Below are 15,105 nucleotides of genomic sequence, written 5' to 3'. Positions count from 1 at the left end.
CCACACGCCGAGGGCCCGACCACACCTGCAGCGGCCGGGCCCTCGGTCCTTCCCCGACAAGGGATCTCCCCGTTTCGACCCGCCGGGTCGACGTGGTGGTGTGGGGCCATGACACCCCCGATGGATCCCACCCCGCTGCGTGCGGGGCGCCGAGGAGTGCTCAAGGGGCTGGGCGCGCTGGCCGTCGCTCCGGCCGCGCTCACCGTCCTGGGCGACGCCCCGGCCTACGCCGACGAGCGCGCCGGCGACGGCGTGGACGCCCGCGGCTACGAGCAGGTGGCCGAGCCGTCCTGCCTGGCCGACCTCATCGAGATGGGGGTGGTGAGCCGTGGCGATCTCGTGGCTGGCTGACGTCCTCCGCGCCGCCGGCGTGCAGGTGGTCGAGGAGGGGAACTGGCTCTCCCGCAGCGCCGGGTCGTCGTTCTCCCCCATCGGCGTGCTGTGGCACCACACCGCGGCGCCGAGCAGCGCGTCGAACCCTCACCCGGCGCTGAACATCTGCATCAACGGGCGCTCCGACCTGCCCGGGCCGCTGTGCCACGCGCTCGTCGACTACCACGGCGTCTTCCACGTCATCAGCGCCAACCGGGCCAACCACGCCGGCCGCAGCGCCGGGTCCGGCCCGATCCCGGCGGGCGACGGCAACACGCTGATGATCGGGTGGGAGATCGACTACGCCGGCGACGGCGGTGGCGGCGTGCGCCAGCAGATGACGACGGCGCAGTACAACGCCTCCGTCACCGCGACGGCGGCCGTGCTGGACCGCCTCGGCCGCGACTCGTCGTACGCCCGGGGCCACCGGGAGACCTCGACGACCGGCAAGATCGACCCCTCCTTCATCACCCTGGACTCGATGCGGGCCGACGTCGCCGCGGCCCAGGGAGGGACGCCACCGACCGACCCACCGTCCGAGGGCACCCCGCTGCGGGCCACGGTCGGCAACCTCAACGTCCGGACCACGCCGTCGACCTCCGGCGCCGTCGTGGCGAGCCTGGCCAACGGCACGGTCATGACGGTCCAGTGCCAGGCCGTCGGCGAGGCGGTGACCATCGGCGGCAACACCTCCCGCAACTGGGCGAAGATCACCGCGCCGGCGTCCGGCTACGTCACGTGCCACTACGTCGAGACCGGGCCCAACCTCCGCGTCGACTCCTGCCCGGTCTGAGCCGCAGCCGGTCGAGCGCGCGTCGTCGAGACCCCGAACACTCAGCTGGTCGAGCAGCACGCGAGCGCCAGCGAGCGCGCGTCGTCGAGACCCGGACCCAGCCGGTCGAGCGGCGAGCGCGCGTCGTCGAGACCCCGAACCCTCAGCTGGTCGAGCAGCACGCGAGCGCCAGCGAGCGCGCGTCGTCGAGACCACGGCGAGCGTTCTACGACGGCCCCCGCCGACGCGCCTCCGCCTCGCGCACCTGCGACCAGTAGTGACTCTCGGCCAGTGCCGGCAGCACGTCGTACCGCTGGTCGATCAGCGCCTCACGCTTGCGGCGGCTTCAGTTCTGGATCTGCTTCTCCCGCGCGAAGGCCTCGTCGATCCGCTCGAACTGCTCGTGCCAGACGAGGACGACGGGAAGGCGACGCCGCGTGTACTCGGCACCCATGCCCAGGTTGTGCTGGTTCAGACGGGCGTCGAGATCGGTGGTGCTGCCCACGTAGTAGCTGCCGTCGCTGCAGCGGAGCATGTAGGCGAACGCGGACCGGCTCATGCCGAGATCCTCGGGTCCGGCGGCCGCGGTGGCCAGTGCGAATGCTCGGGCCTGTGGACAACCCTCGTCGGGTCTCGACGACGCGCGCTCGCTGCCCTCGCGTGCTGCTCGACCAGCTGTGGCGGGGACCGGGCTCGACCAGCCGTGCTGCCCGTGGTCTCGACGACGCGCGCTCGCTGCACTCGCGTGCTGCTCGACCAGCTGTGGCGGGGACCGGGCTCGACCAGCCGTGCTGCCCGCGTCTCGACGACGCGCGCTGGCTGCGCTCGCGTGCTGCTTGACCGGCTGCGGCGGGGACCGGGCTCGACCAGCCGTGCTGCCCGTGGTCTCGACGACGCGCGCTCGCTGCCCTCGCGTGCTGCTCGACCAGCCGTGCTGCCCGCGTCTCGACGACGCGCGCTCGCTGCGCTCGCGTGCTGCTCGACCAGCTGTGGCGGGGACCGGGCTCGACCAGCGGGGGCGGGTCCGCCGTGGACGCGCGGTTGCGGGCGGGGGTGCGGGGCTGACTAGGGTCGAGTCATGGTCGGACGCATCCCCGTCATGGACGTCTCGCCCGTGGTCGATCTCGGGCGCCTGCCCGCGAAGGCGACCGTGGGCGAGCCCTTCCCCGTCACCGCCACCGTGTTCCGCGAGGGCCACGACCGGCTCGGCGCCGAGGTGGTCCTCGTCGACCCCAGCGGCGGGCGCCGAGCGCCGGTGCGGATGGTCGAGGACGCCGACACCCCGAACCTCTACAGCGCCTGGGTCACGCCCGACGCCCCCGGCGCCTGGGGCTTCGAGGTGGTGGCCTGGTCCGACCCCCTCGCGACCTGGGAGCACGCCGCCGGCCTGAAGATCCCCGCCGGCGTCGACGTCGAGCTGATGTTCACCGAGGGCCGCCTCCTGCTGGAGCGCGTCGCCGCCGACCTCGGCGCGACCGGCGGGACCGCCGAGGAGCAGGCGGTCGTCGCCTCGGGCATCGAGGCGTGCACGGACACGACCCGTCCCGTCGAGGCCCGGCTGGCCGCGCTGCAGGACCCGGCCCTGGTCGGCGTCATGACCGCGCACCCGCTGCGCGAGCTCGTCACCACCGCCGGCCCGTTCCGGGCGTACGCCGACCGCCCGCGGGCGCTGTACGGCTCCTGGTACGAGTTCTTCCCCCGCTCCGAGGGCGCGTACGTCGACGAGGCGACCGGCAAGGTCGTCTCCGGCACCTTCCGCACCGCCGTGGCGGGCCTCGACCGCGCGAAGGACATGGGCTTCGACGTCGTCTACCTGCCCCCGATCCACCCGATCGGCGAGGTCAACCGCAAGGGCCCCAACAACACCCTGACGCCCGGCCCCGACGACCCCGGCAGCCCCTGGGCCATCGGCAGCAAGGACGGCGGCCACGACGCCATCCACCCCGACCTCGGTGACGAGGCGGACTTCGAGGCGTTCGTCGCCCACGCGACCGGCCTCGGCCTCGAGGTGGCGCTCGACCTGGCGCTCCAGGCCGCCCCCGACCACCCCTGGGTGACCGCGCACCCCGAGTGGTTCACCACCCGCGCCGACGGCACCATCGCGTTCGCCGAGAACCCGCCGAAGAAGTACCAGGACATCTACCCGGTCAACTTCGACAACGACCCGACCGGCATCTGCCGCGAGGTGCTCCGGATCGTGCGTCTGTGGATCAGCCGGGGCGTGCGGATCTTCCGGGTCGACAACCCCCACACCAAGCCCGTCGCGTTCTGGGAGTGGCTGCTCGGCGAGGTCCGCCGTACCGACCCCGACGTGCTGTTCCTCGCCGAGGCCTTCACGAAGCCCGCGATGATGCACGGGCTGGGCGCGATCGGGTTCCAGCAGTCCTACACGTACTTCACGTGGCGGACGGCGAAGTGGGAGATCGAGGAGTACCTCCGCGAGCTCTCCTCCGAGACCGACCACCTGATGCGGCCCAACTTCTTCGTCAACACCCCCGACATCCTCCACGCCTCCCTGCAGTACGGCGGCCCGCCGGCGTTCAAGATCCGCGCCGTGCTGGCGTCGATGTCGGCCCCCTCGTGGGGCGTCTACTCCGGCTACGAGCTCTACGAGCACGTCGCGGTGAAGCCGGGCAGCGAGGAGTACCTGGACACCGAGAAGTTCCAGGTGCGGGTGCGCGACTGGGACGCCGCGGCCGCCGAGGGCCGGACGCTCGCGCCGTACATCACGCGGCTGAACGACGTCCGGCGTCGCCACCCGGCGCTGCAGCTGCTGCGCAACCTGCGCCTGCACCACGCGGACGACGACCACACGCTCGTGTTCTCCAAGTCCCACGGCGACGACCAGGTCATCGTCGTGCTCAACCTCGACCCCCACGCCACCCGCGAGACCACGGTGCACCTCGACATGCCCGCCCTCGGCATGGACTGGCACGACGGGTTCACCGTCACCGACGAGATCACCGGCGAGAGCTACGGCTGGGGCGAGCGCAACTACGTCCGCCTCGACCCCCACCACGAGCCGGCCCACGTGCTGGTCGTCAGGAGAACCCCGTGACCGACGACCTCACCTTCGACGGCGACCCCGCCGTCGAGTCCGACCCGGCCGCCGGCACCACCGCGGCCGACAACGCCGAGTACGCCGCCGGCGACACCCCGGACTGGTTCAAGACCGCGGTCTTCTACGAGGTCCTGGTGCGGTCGTTCCGTGACTCCAACGGCGACGGCACCGGTGACTTCAAGGGCCTGGTCGAGAAGCTGGACTACCTCCAGTGGCTCGGCGTCGATTGCCTGTGGATCCCGCCGTTCTTCCCCTCCCCGCTCCGCGACGGCGGGTACGACGTCGCCGACTACAACGGCGTCCTGCCCGAGGTCGGCACGGTCGAGGACTTCCACCACCTCCTCGACGAGGCCCACTCCCGCGGCATCCGGGTGATCATCGACTTCGTCTGCAACCACACCTCGGACCAGCACATGTGGTTCCAGGAGTCCCGCAAGGACCCCGACGGCCCGTACGGCGACTTCTACGTCTGGTCCGACACCGACGAGCTCTACTCCGAGGCGCGGGTCATCTTCGTCGACACCGAGCCGAGCAACTGGACGTGGGACCCGGTCCGCGGCCAGTACTTCTGGCACCGGTTCTTCCACCACCAGCCGGACCTCAACTTCGACAACCCGGCCGTGCACGAGGCGATGATCGACTCGATGCGCACGTGGCTGGACATGGGCCTCGACGGCTTCCGCCTCGACGCGGTGCCCTACCTCTACGAGCGGCCCGGGACGAACGGCGAGAACCTTCCCGAGACCCACGAGTTCCTCAAGAAGGTCCGCCGCTTCGTCGACGAGGAGTTCCCCGGCCGGGTGCTGCTGTGCGAGGCGAACCAGTGGCCGGCCGACGTCGTGGAGTACTTCGGCGACTACTCCGTCGGCGGCGACGAGTGCCACATGGCGTTCCACTTCCCCGTGATGCCGCGCATCTTCATGGCGGTGCGGCGCGAGTCGCGCTACCCCATCTCGGAGATCCTCGAGCAGACGCCGGCGATCCCGGACAACTGCCAGTGGGGCATCTTCCTGCGCAACCACGACGAGCTCACCCTCGAGATGGTCAGCGACACCGACCGCGACTACATGTGGGAGGAGTACGCCAAGGACCCCCGCATGAAGGCCAACATCGGCATCCGACGACGCCTGGCCCCCCTGCTCGACAACGACATCAACCGGCTCGAGCTGTTCAACGCCCTGCTGCTGTCGCTGCCGGGCTCCCCCGTCCTCTACTACGGCGACGAGATCGGGATGGGCGACAACATCTGGCTGGGCGACCGCGACGGCGTCCGGACCCCGATGCAGTGGACGCCGGACCGCAACGCCGGTTTCTCCTCGGCCACCCCGGGGCGGCTCGACCTGCCGCTGATCCAGGACCCGGTGTTCGGCTACCAGTCGGTCAACGTCGAGGCGCAGCTGGAGAGCTCGTCCTCGCTGCTGCACTGGACCCGCCGGATGATCCACGCCCGCCGCCAGCACGGCGCGTTCGGGCTCGGGGACTTCGTCGACCTCGGCGGCTCGAACCCGTCGGTGCTGTCCTACCTGCGCACGCACACCGACCCGGTCGACGGCCAGGACGTCATCCTCTGCGTCAACAACCTGTCGCGCTTCCCGCAGCCGGTGGAGCTGGATCTGCGCCGCTGGGAGGGGTACCGCCCCGTCGAGCTGCTCGGTGGGGTGCCGTTCCCCGTGATCGGCGAGCTGCCGTACCTGCTGACGCTGTCGGCGTACGGCTTCTACTGGTTCCGCCTCACCGCGCCGGAGACCACGACGACGGGGGGCCTGCTGTGAACGCCGTACCCGGCACCGACCCGCTCCTCGCCGCCCTCGAGGCCTACCTGGTGCGGACCCGCTGGTTCGGGGGCAAGGGCCGCGCGTTCTCCGTCACGGGCGTCACCCACCTCGGCTCCGTGCCCGCCGACGGTCCGACGGTCCGGGTCCTGCTCGTCGACGTGGCGTACGCCGAGGGCACGGCGACGGACTCCCGCGAGACCTACCAGGTGCCGCTGTCCTGCTACGCCGAGCCGCAGGAGCACCTCGAGTACGCCCAGGTCGGGATGTACACGCCCACCGACGGCGGCGAGAACGACGGGGCTCGGCCGGAGCACGCGTACGACGCGCTGCACGACCGCACCGCGATGGCCGGCTGGCTGACGGCCTTCTCGGACGCCTTCGAGGCCCCCGACAAGGTGATGCAGACCGACGGTCTGTCGTTCCACCGGCTGCCGTTCTACACGCTCGACGACACCGCCACCTCGCTGCTGTTCACCGGCGAGCAGTCGAACTCCTCGGTCGCCTTCGGCGAGGACTCGCTGATGAAGGTGTTCCGCAAGGTCACCACCGGGCTCAACCCCGACATCACGATCCACGAGGTGCTGACGCGCGCGGAGTCCGAGCACGTCGCCGCGCTGTACGGCTGGCTCGAGGCGCGCGACCCCGCCACCGGCGAGCCGCTGCACCTCGCGATGATCCAGCAGTTCCTCCGCACCGCCTCCGACGGCTGGGAGCTCGGCCTGGCCAGCGTCCGGAACCTGTTCGCCGAGGCCGACCTGCACGCCGACGAGGTCGGTGGTGACTTCGCGGGCGAGTCCGCCCGGCTCGGGGTCGCGCTCGCGGAGGTCCACGCCACCCTCGCCGAGCACTTCCCCACCGCGGACGCCGACCGCGCCGCCATGGGTGAGCTGGCCGCCGCGATGACCCGGCGCCTCGAGGAGGCGCTGCCCGTCGTCCCTGAGCTCGAGGCCGACGCCGCGGCCCTGCGCAGCCTGTACTCCGACATCGCGACCCTGGACGGCATCCCCGTGCAGCGGATCCACGGCGACCTGCACCTCGGCCAGACCCTGCGGACCACCAAGGGCTGGAAGATCGTCGACTTCGAGGGCGAGCCCGCCAAGCAGCTCGCCGAGCGCGTGCTGCCCGACTCCCCGTGGCGCGACGTCGCCGGGATGCTGCGCTCCTTCGACTACGTGCCGCGCGTCGTGCAGCACACCATCGACGACGACGAGGGCGAGGGCGCCCCGCAGCGGGCCTACCGCGCCGCCGAGTGGGCCGACCGCAACCGCGAGGCCTTCCTGACGGCGTACGCCGCTCGCGACCTGACCGACGCCGAACGCGCCCTGCTCACGGCGTACGTCGCCGACAAGGCGGTCTACGAGACCGTGTACGAGACCCGCAACCGGCCGACGTGGGTGTCCATCCCGCTTGCAGCCATCGCTCGGATCGGAGCCCGATGACCACCCCGCCCACCCCGCCCACCCCTCCCACGCCCGAGCCCACGCCCGAGCCCACGCCGGCCAGCCCGGGGGCCGGGCCCGTCCCGGTGCCGACCGACCAGCTCGACCTGCTGCTGCACGGCCAGCACGGCGACCCGCACGCGATCCTCGGCGCCCACCCGGCGGCCGACGGCTCGGGCGTGACCGTCCGCGTGCTGCGGCCGTTCGCCGAGTCGGTGACGATCCGGCACGGCGCCGCGCCGTCCCCCGACGGCTCGCTGGAGACCGCGCTGACCCACGAGCACGGCGGGATCTGGGCCGGCGTGCTGCCGCTCGCCGAGACGCCGGACTACCGGGTATCGGTCACCTACCCCGACGGCGCGCACCACGTCACCGACGACCCGTACCGGTTCCTGCCGAGCCTCGGCCAGACCGACCTGCACCTGGTCAACGAGGGCCGCCACGAGCAGCTGTGGACCGTCCTCGGCGCGCGCGTGCACCGCTACACCGGCGGGCTCGAGGGCGACGTGGTCGGCACCGCGTTCGCCGTGTGGGCGCCCCGCGCCCGCGCCGTCCGCGTGAAGGGCGACTTCAACGGCTGGGACGGCGCGCAGCACCCGATGCGGCAGCTCGGCACGTCCGGCGTCTGGGAGCTGTTCGTCCCCGACGTCGGCTCCGGGACCCGCTACAAGTACGCCGTCCTCGGCTCCGACGGCGTCTGGACCGACCGCGCCGACCCGCTCGCGGCCTGGGCCGAGACGCCCCCGGAGACGGCCAGCCGCGTCTTCGAGTCGTCGTACACGTGGGACGACGCGGAGTGGATGGCGGCCCGCGCGGAGAAGCAGCCGGTGGCGGCGCCGATGTCGACGTACGAGGTGCACCTGGCGTCCTGGCGGCGCGACCGCTCCTGGGAGCAGCTCGCCGACGAGCTGGTCGCCTACGTCTCCGACCTGGGCTTCACCCACGTCGAGATGATGCCGGTGATGCAGCACCCGTTCGGCGGGTCGTGGGGCTACCACGTGACGTCGTACTTCGCGCCCGACAGCCGCTTCGGCGACCCGGACGGCTTCCGGCTGCTGGTCGACCGCCTGCACCAGGCGGGGATCGGCGTGATCCTGGACTGGGTGCCGGGCCACTTCGCGACGGACCCGTGGGCGCTGGTGCGCTTCGACGGACAGCCGCTGTACGAGGACCCGAACCCGCAGCGCGGGTGGCACAAGGAGTGGGGCTCCCACATCTTCGACTTCGGTCGCCGCGAGGTCCGCAACTTCCTCTATGCGAACGCCGTCTACTGGTGCGAGGAGTTCCACGCCGACGGCCTCCGTGTCGACGGCGTCGCCTCGATGCTGTACCTCGACTACTCACGCGCCGAGGGCGAGTGGACGCCGAACCACCTCGGCGGCCGCGAGAACCTCGAGGCCGTCGCGATGCTGCAGGAGATGAACGCGACCGTCTACCGCCGCTGCCCCGGCGTGGTGACGATCGCGGAGGAGTCCACCTCCTGGCCCGGGGTCACGAAGCCGACCGACCAAGGCGGTCTGGGTTTCGGCTTCAAGTGGAACATGGGCTGGATGCACGACTCGCTGGGCTACGTGGCGTACGACCCGATCTACCGGTCGCACCACCACGGCGAGCTGACGTTCGCGCTGGTCTACGCCTACTCGGAGAACTTCGTGCTCCCGATCAGCCACGACGAGGTCGTGCACGGGAAGGGCTCGTTGCTGCGCAAGATGCCGGGCGACCGGTGGCAGCAGCTCGCGAACCTGCGCGCCTACCTGGCGTACATGTGGGCGCACCCCGGCAAGCAGCTGCTCTTCATGGGCGCCGAGATGGGCCAGGAGTCGGAGTGGGCGGAGTCCCGCGAGCTCGACTGGTGGCTGCTCGACCACCCCGAGCACCGCGGCGTCCACTCGCTGGTGCGCGACCTCAACAACGTCTACCTCGACAGCCCGGCGCTGTGGTCGGCCGACTCCTCCCACGAGGGGTTCAGCTGGGTCGACGCCAACGACGCCGGCCACAACGTGTTCTCGTTCGTCCGGCGCTCGCCGGACGGCGGGTCGCCGGACCTGGTCTGCGTGGCGAACTTCGCCGCCGTCCCCCACGAGGGCTACCGGCTCGGCCTGCCCGCCGCCGGAGTGTGGGACGAGGTCCTCAACACCGACGCCGAGGGCTACACCGGCTCCGGCGTCGGCAACCTCGGCTCGGTCGAGGCCGTCGCCGGCGACGTCTCCGGCCAGCCCGCCCACGCCGACGTCCGCCTGCCCCCGCTCGCCACCGTCTGGTTCCGCCGCCGCGCCTGAGCGCGACGCCGACCGGCCCCGGCGCCGTCGTGGCTCACCACGCTAGGTGGGTGAGCTGCGGCGTCGGGCGTGTCGCTCACCACGCTAGGGAGGCGAGCAGGCGCCTGGCGAGGTGAGCTCACCTCGCTGACCGGCGGCTCACCTCCCTAGCGTGGTGAGCCGCGTGGGGACGGCGTGGGCCACAACCCGTCCACACCCGCCGGGCGGGACCAGCTGTCCACCGGGACGTCGCCGGCGGCGCCGAACGACGGCTCGCTCGTCGACCCTCGGGGCGTGGACGACCTCAGACTGCTCGCCGAAGCACGCGGCTTCTTCACCCGCGCCGACGCCCTCTCCCGTGGCTACCGGGACGGCGACCTCACGGCTGCGGTCAGGGCCGACCTGGTCGTTCGGTTCCGCCGCGGCTCGTACGCGTTCGTCGATGTCTGGCGCGGGTACGACGACGCGCGGCGCCACGTCGTGCGCTGTCGCGCCGTGCTGCGGTCCCTCGGCCCGGGCTTCGCCCTCAGCCACGTCTCCTCCGTGCTCGTGCAGGGCGGGGTGGTCTGGGGCCACTGCCTCGACCGGGTGCACGTCACCCGGCTCGACGGCCGGTCGAGCCGCGTCGAGGCGGACGTCACGTTCCACGCAGGCCGGCTCACCGAGGACGACGTGGTGGAGGTCGACGGGATGCTCGTGACACGGCCCGACCGTGCAGCGATCGAGGCCGCCAGCCTCGCCGACGGGGAACGCGCCCTCGTGGTCTTCGACTCGATGACCCACCTCGGCCTCTGCACCCCCGAGGACCTCCTGCACCGCTCCGACCTCATGGCCGACTGGCCGAACACCCGTCGGCTGCACATCCCGCTGCGCATGGTCGAGCCCGGCGCGGACGGCCCCGGGGAGAGCCGCGGACGGTGGCTCTTCCGCCAGCACCGGATCCCGCAGCCCGTGGTGCAGCACGAGGTACGCACACCCGATGGCGAGCTGATCGGCACCACCGACTGGTGGTGGCGCGAGTTCCGGCTGCTGGGCGAGTTCGACGGTCAGTGGAAGTACCGGCGTCTCCTGCGCCCGGGCCAGGACCCCGGCGAGGTCGTGTTCGGCGAGAAGAACCGGGAGGACCGCATGCGGGAGGCCACCGGCTGCGGGATGGTGCGCCTCATCTGGTCCGACTACTCCCGTCCGACCGTCACCGCCCAACGGATCCGTCGGATGCTCGGTCTGTCCTGAGCGCCGAGCCCCGCCGGACATCAGGCTCGCCGGTCCTCAGACCCGCCCGGACTCCGTGTACGTCGTACCGCCGTCGAGGGCGGCGAGCGCGGCGCGGACGCGGCGGGCGGTGAAGTCGGCGCAGCGCTCCTCGACCTGGTCGGGGTCGCAGAACTCGACGTCGCGGATCTCCCGCTCCTGGCGGACCACCCGGTCGAGCAGGGCCGGGGTGTGGGTGCCGCCGTCGAAGACGAGGCAGAGGGCGTCGTCCCAGCCACCCCACGGGGGCAGCCAGTCGGTCAGCAGCAGCGGGCCCGGGTCGATCTGGAGCGCCAGCTCCTCGAGGACCTCCCGGCCCACCGCGACGCGGGGTGACTCCCCCACCTCGACGACGCCGCCGGGCAGGTCCCAGTCGCGCTTGTAGGTGAGGCGGCACAGCAGCACGCGTCCCCGGTCGTCGCGGATCAGCATCTGGCCGATCCCCCGCTTGCGCGGCAGGAAGCTGTTCAGGAGGGCCCGGAAGCCGTCCGGCTCGCCGACCGGCGCGTCGGAGCGCAGGCGGGCGTACACGACGTGGTCGCCGGCGACCCCCCGTCGTACGCCCTCCTTGCGCAGGCCGGACCAGGTGGCGGTGCGCTGGCCCGCGGTGTCGTCCGCGGCGACGTGGGCCTCGACCCGTCCGTGCGAGACGAGGGCCTCGTCGACGGCGGCGCGGACGGCGTCCGCCCCCGCGCCGGTCCAGCGCACACGGGCGACACCGTCGTCGAGGGTCTCGACGGTGGGGTCGGTGGGCATGTCCGGGGCGTTCAGAACAGCGCCGAGGCCAGGTTCTGCCGGCCGCGCTGCACGCGCGGGTCGTCGTTGCCGACGACACCGAACAGCTCGACGAGGTGCTCGCGGACCCGGTTCCGGTCGCCCTCGCGCGTCCGTCGGACCAGGTCGACGAGGCGGGAGAAGGCGTCCTCGACGTGCCCGCCGAGCAGGTCCAGGTCGGCGACGAGCAGCTGGGCGTCGATGTCGTCCGGGGCGGCGGCCGCGGCCGCGCGGGCCTCGTTCAGGTCGGCGGTCCCGGCGCGCTGCAGCAGCTTGGACCGGGCCAGCCCCGCGGCGGCCTCGGTGTCGGCGGGGTTGGCGTCGACGAGCTTCTGGTACTCCGCGACCGCGGCGGCGGCGTCCCCCCGCTGCAGGGCGTCCTCGGCCGGCACGAAGCGCGGGTCGAGCGGCGGCTCGGCGTCGGGGTCCTCGACCTCGGCGACGCCCGCGGTGAGCGGCTGGTGGCGTCCGGTCATGCCCTGCGACGCGAGCTGCTGCATCACCTGGGTCAGCGCGGTCCGCAGCTCCTCGAGCGGGACGACGTCCTGCAGCAGCGGGGCCGGTCGGCCCTCGAGGACGGCGACGACGAGCGGCACCGACGGGATCTGCATGGCCTGCGCGATCTGCGGGACGGCGTCGATGTCGACGAGACCGGCGAGGAAGCGGCCGGCGAACTCGTCGGACAGCAGAGCGAGGTCCTCGGCGAGCTGCGCGCTCTCCGGCATGCGGGACGGCGAGTAGAAGACCAGGAGCACCGGCGCCGACATCGACGCCTCGAGGGTGGCCTGGAAGTTCTGCTCGTCCAGCGAGACGGCGTACGCACCCCGCACACCCGCTCCGCCGGGTCCCGCGCCGGGCGCTCCACCCGCGCCGGGGCCGGCCGGCCCACCGGCCGCGCCGGGGGCTCCACCGGCGGGCGGGGCGGGGCGCTTCAGGGCGGACAGGTCGACCGCGCCGGGGCGGCTGAACGGCTGCTGCGACATGGCCCCATCCTCGCCCATCGCCCGCGGGCGGACCTAGGGTGGCCCCGTGGGTGAGGTCTTCGCGGGGCGCTACGAGCTGCTCGAGCCGGTCGCGATGGGCGGCATGGGCACGGTGTGGACCATCCGCGACCAGAGCGACGGTCGCCTCAAGGTCGCCAAGATCCTGCAGCAGTCGGACGCCGCCTCGCTGCTGCGGTTCGTCCGCGAGCAGTCGGTGCGGATCGACCACCGCCACGTCGTGACCCCGGAGTCGTGGGCGGGCATGGACGACCGGGTGCTGTTCACGATGCCGCTGGTGCGGGGCGGGTCGGTCGCCGACCTGATCCGTGGCTTCGGAGCCCTGCCCGCCCGGTGGACGGCGACGCTCCTCGACCAGACCCTGCAGGCGCTGGAGGCCGTCCACGCGGCGGGGATCGTGCACCGCGACGTGAAGCCGGCCAACCTGCTGCTCGAGCCCACCGGCCGCGCCCGGCCGCACCTGCGGCTCACGGACTTCGGGATCGCGGCGCCCGTCGACTCCCCGCGGATGACGCGGGCCGGCGGCGCCATCGGGACCCCGGGCTACATGCCGCCCGAGCAGGAGCACGGCGCCGACCCCGACCCGCGCCAGGACCTCTACTCCGTCGGCGTCGTCGGCCTCGAGATGCTCAGCGGGATCCGGCCGCCGGCGGACGGCGGCTTCGGCCCGGACCTGCCGGTCCCGCAGGCCCACGACGCCCGGGTCGCCGGCCTCGTCGACCTGCTGCGACGCGCCGCCGACCCCGACTCGCAGGCGCGGCCCGTCGACGCCGCCCGGATGCGGGAGGACCTCCTCGCGCTCGACCTCGCCTCCCTGCCCGCCGAGCCGGGCGAGCGCATCGAGGTCGCGGACGTCTTCGCGGCCTACGACCACCCACCGGCCGGCACCCCGATGGACGCCTCCCAGGCCCCGACCCGCACGCCCCACCTCGCGCAGGGCTCGGGCGTGCCGACCCACTCCCCGGCCTCGGCGTACGCCGGTGGGGCGCCGGCCGCGTCGGCGGCGGCCGCCCGGCGCCCGCTCGGGCAGACGGTCAAGGGGGCGGGCCTGGTCGGGGTCGGTGTCGTCCTGCTCGTCCTCGCCGCGGTGCTGGCGCTGTCGGGCTAGGCCGCCGCGGGCCGGGGCGCCCGGAGGGTGCGGGCCCCGGCGACGAGCGCGACGAGCCCGAGGACGGCGAGGATCCCGGCGCCGGCGTACCGCACGATCGTCGCCAGCCCTCCGAGCACCCGGTCGAACCCGGAGACGCCCCAGGCCGTGATGACCGGCTGCTGGTCGCCGTCCGCGACGAGGTAGGCGTCGTCGTCGGTGAAGTCGGGGGCGTCGTCCTCCTCGCCGGCGACCTGCACCTGGAGGGTGTAGTCGACGTCCATCTGCTCGCCGTCCCTCGGCTCGACGGTGACGCGGAGGAAGTGGTCGCCCGCCGCCCAGGGCAGGGCCACGGACTGGTTGAACCGGTTCTTGTAGCGCACCGGGCCGGAGTCGACGACCGTCCGTTCCGGCTCGGAGCCGCTGACGTTCGTGTAGTCGTCCGTCAGGGGCTCGCCCATGGGGCTGAGGACGGCCACCGTCACCTCCGGGCCGGACTCGAACTGGTCCAGGTCGGACGACGGCTGGACGACGGCCGCGGCGCGCACGCTCTGGCCCCACCCGACGTCGGGGACGCGGTAGTAGGTGGTCCGGTCGGAGGAGCCCGACTGCTGGTAGATGCCGTCGCGGACCTCGGGCGCGTCCTCGAGACCGGGGGTGCCGGACACGGCCTCGGCGTCGCCGTCGACACTCGGCGCCTCCGGCTCGGGGAACTCCTCCAGCGCGCCGGGCAGGCCGTCGCCGGAGGCCAGCGGCGACTCCTCCACGATCCGCAGCGCGTACGGCGCCGCGCCCTCGGCCTCGTCGTCGCGGGTGACGCCGAGGACGATGCGGTCGTCGGTCAGGCAGAGGTACTCGTCGTCGCCGGCGACCGCGTCCTGGACCCCGACGACCAGGCTGGCGCTCATCGTGGCGAAGTCCGTCTCGAACCGGGTCGCCGTGCTCGGCGAGATCGTGCAGTCCTCGCCGTCGGCGCTCACCGCCGACAGGGAGATGCCGTCCGGCGCCGACTGCTCGGCACCGGGGCTCAGCACCGAGACCACCAGCGAGCTGCCGGGCGTGACCCGGTCGTAGGCGAAGTAGCGCGCGGCGTCGGCGCTCCCGCCCTCCCCCAGCTCGCCGCGCCACGTGCCGGCGGTGACGGTGACGGGCGCCCCGAGGTCGGAGGACTCCTCCTCGAGGTCCTCACCGGGCAGCACCATCCCGCCGGCGGGCGAGGTCTCCGCCTCGTCGGCGTACGCCGGCCCGCCGACGACCCCGGACAGGGTCAGCAGCCCGGTGGCCAGGCTGAGGGCGAGGAGACGGCGCAGCACGG

At 73.1% G+C, this 15,105-nt stretch carries 12 protein-coding genes; 8 read left to right on the top strand and 4 right to left on the bottom strand.

All coding sequences use genetic code 11. The features are described 5' to 3' along the window. Positions 1 to 120: 120 nt before the first annotated feature. Complete coding sequence (locus Q0858_RS04640; protein WP_299051524.1) at positions 121 to 351, top strand: hypothetical protein; 231 nt, start codon at positions 121 to 123, stop codon at positions 349 to 351. Then, positions 329 to 1,165: an N-acetylmuramoyl-L-alanine amidase gene (locus Q0858_RS04635; protein ID WP_299051522.1), complete on the top strand. Its 837-nt coding sequence runs from the start codon at positions 329 to 331 to the stop codon at positions 1,163 to 1,165. Before Q0858_RS04640 ends, Q0858_RS04635 begins: the two co-directional genes overlap by 23 nt. A 325-nt stretch (positions 1,166 to 1,490) precedes the next feature. On the opposite strand, the gene Q0858_RS04630 is transcribed toward Q0858_RS04635, so the two are convergent. Beyond that, positions 1,491 to 1,703, bottom strand: a complete 213-nt coding sequence (locus Q0858_RS04630; RefSeq protein ID WP_299051521.1) for a GIY-YIG nuclease family protein — start codon at positions 1,701 to 1,703, stop codon at positions 1,491 to 1,493. Between the two features lie 519 nt (positions 1,704 to 2,222). Here Q0858_RS04630 and Q0858_RS04625 point away from each other — a divergent pair. The 5 genes from Q0858_RS04625 to Q0858_RS04605 all read left to right on the top strand — a co-directional run bounded on the left by Q0858_RS04625 (position 2,223) and on the right by Q0858_RS04605 (position 10,910). After that, positions 2,223 to 4,202: a maltotransferase domain-containing protein gene (locus tag Q0858_RS04625; protein WP_299051519.1), complete on the top strand. Its 1,980-nt coding sequence runs from the start codon at positions 2,223 to 2,225 to the stop codon at positions 4,200 to 4,202. Continuing rightward, positions 4,199 to 5,977 (top strand): maltose alpha-D-glucosyltransferase, encoded by a 1,779-nt coding sequence (gene treS / locus Q0858_RS04620; RefSeq protein WP_299051517.1) that lies wholly within the window; start codon positions 4,199 to 4,201, stop codon positions 5,975 to 5,977. The genes Q0858_RS04625 and treS overlap by 4 nt, the downstream gene beginning before the upstream one ends. After that, positions 5,974 to 7,419 carry a phosphotransferase gene (locus tag Q0858_RS04615; RefSeq protein WP_299051515.1) on the top strand — a complete coding sequence of 482 codons (1,446 nt, stop codon included), beginning with the start codon at positions 5,974 to 5,976 and terminating at the stop codon, positions 7,417 to 7,419. The genes treS and Q0858_RS04615 overlap by 4 nt, the downstream gene beginning before the upstream one ends. Beyond that, the gene (gene glgB, locus Q0858_RS04610; protein ID WP_299051513.1) at positions 7,416 to 9,698 is read left to right on the top strand and encodes a 1,4-alpha-glucan branching protein GlgB; all 2,283 of its coding nucleotides are present in this window, start codon (positions 7,416 to 7,418) and stop codon (positions 9,696 to 9,698) included. The genes Q0858_RS04615 and glgB overlap by 4 nt, the downstream gene beginning before the upstream one ends. A 273-nt stretch (positions 9,699 to 9,971) precedes the next feature. After that, positions 9,972 to 10,910: a hypothetical protein gene (locus Q0858_RS04605; protein ID WP_299051512.1), complete on the top strand. Its 939-nt coding sequence runs from the start codon at positions 9,972 to 9,974 to the stop codon at positions 10,908 to 10,910. Positions 10,911 to 10,946: 36 nt separating this feature from the next. Here the strand turns inward: Q0858_RS04605 and Q0858_RS04600 are convergent, their stop codons facing one another. Both Q0858_RS04600 and Q0858_RS04595 read right to left on the bottom strand, forming a co-directional pair. Beyond that, a complete protein-coding gene (locus Q0858_RS04600; RefSeq protein ID WP_299051509.1) occupies positions 10,947 to 11,684 on the bottom strand; it encodes an NUDIX hydrolase in 738 nt (245 codons plus the stop codon). 11 nt (positions 11,685 to 11,695) lie between these two features. Beyond that, the gene (locus Q0858_RS04595) at positions 11,696 to 12,685 is read right to left on the bottom strand and encodes a tetratricopeptide repeat protein (RefSeq protein ID WP_299051507.1); all 990 of its coding nucleotides are present in this window, start codon (positions 12,683 to 12,685) and stop codon (positions 11,696 to 11,698) included. 46 nt (positions 12,686 to 12,731) lie between these two features. Between Q0858_RS04595 and Q0858_RS04590 the strand changes: the two genes are divergently transcribed. Continuing rightward, a complete protein-coding gene (locus Q0858_RS04590) occupies positions 12,732 to 13,811 on the top strand; it encodes a serine/threonine-protein kinase (RefSeq protein WP_299051505.1) in 1,080 nt (359 codons plus the stop codon). Here the strand turns inward: Q0858_RS04590 and Q0858_RS04585 are convergent. Then, positions 13,808 to 15,103, bottom strand: a complete 1,296-nt coding sequence (locus tag Q0858_RS04585) for a hypothetical protein (RefSeq protein ID WP_299051504.1) — start codon at positions 15,101 to 15,103, stop codon at positions 13,808 to 13,810. The two genes, Q0858_RS04590 and Q0858_RS04585, sit on opposite strands and share 4 nt — an antisense overlap. Between the last annotated feature and the right edge of the window lie 2 nt (positions 15,104 to 15,105).

Origin of the sequence: uncultured Nocardioides sp. (assembly GCF_947489365.1) — a bacterium.
Lineage (GTDB): Bacteria > Actinomycetota > Actinomycetes > Propionibacteriales > Nocardioidaceae > Nocardioides.
Note: the sequence above shows the minus strand (reverse complement) of the source record. Positions and strands in the feature narration are given on the sequence as shown.

Excerpts from the sequence above, each read along its gene's own strand:
- Q0858_RS04595 (WP_299051507.1), bottom strand. The coding sequence starts at position 12,685 with ATGTCGCAGCAGCCGTTCAGCCGCCCCGGCGCGGTCGACCTGTCCGCC.
- glgB (WP_299051513.1), top strand. The coding sequence starts at position 7,416 with ATGACCACCCCGCCCACCCCGCCCACCCCTCCCACGCCCGAGCCCACG.
- Q0858_RS04600 (WP_299051509.1), bottom strand. The coding sequence starts at position 11,684 with ATGCCCACCGACCCCACCGTCGAGACCCTCGACGACGGTGTCGCCCGT.
- Q0858_RS04630 (WP_299051521.1), bottom strand. The coding sequence starts at position 1,703 with ATGAGCCGGTCCGCGTTCGCCTACATGCTCCGCTGCAGCGACGGCAGC.
- Q0858_RS04640 (WP_299051524.1), top strand. The coding sequence starts at position 121 with ATGGATCCCACCCCGCTGCGTGCGGGGCGCCGAGGAGTGCTCAAGGGG.
- Q0858_RS04625 (WP_299051519.1), top strand. The coding sequence starts at position 2,223 with ATGGTCGGACGCATCCCCGTCATGGACGTCTCGCCCGTGGTCGATCTC.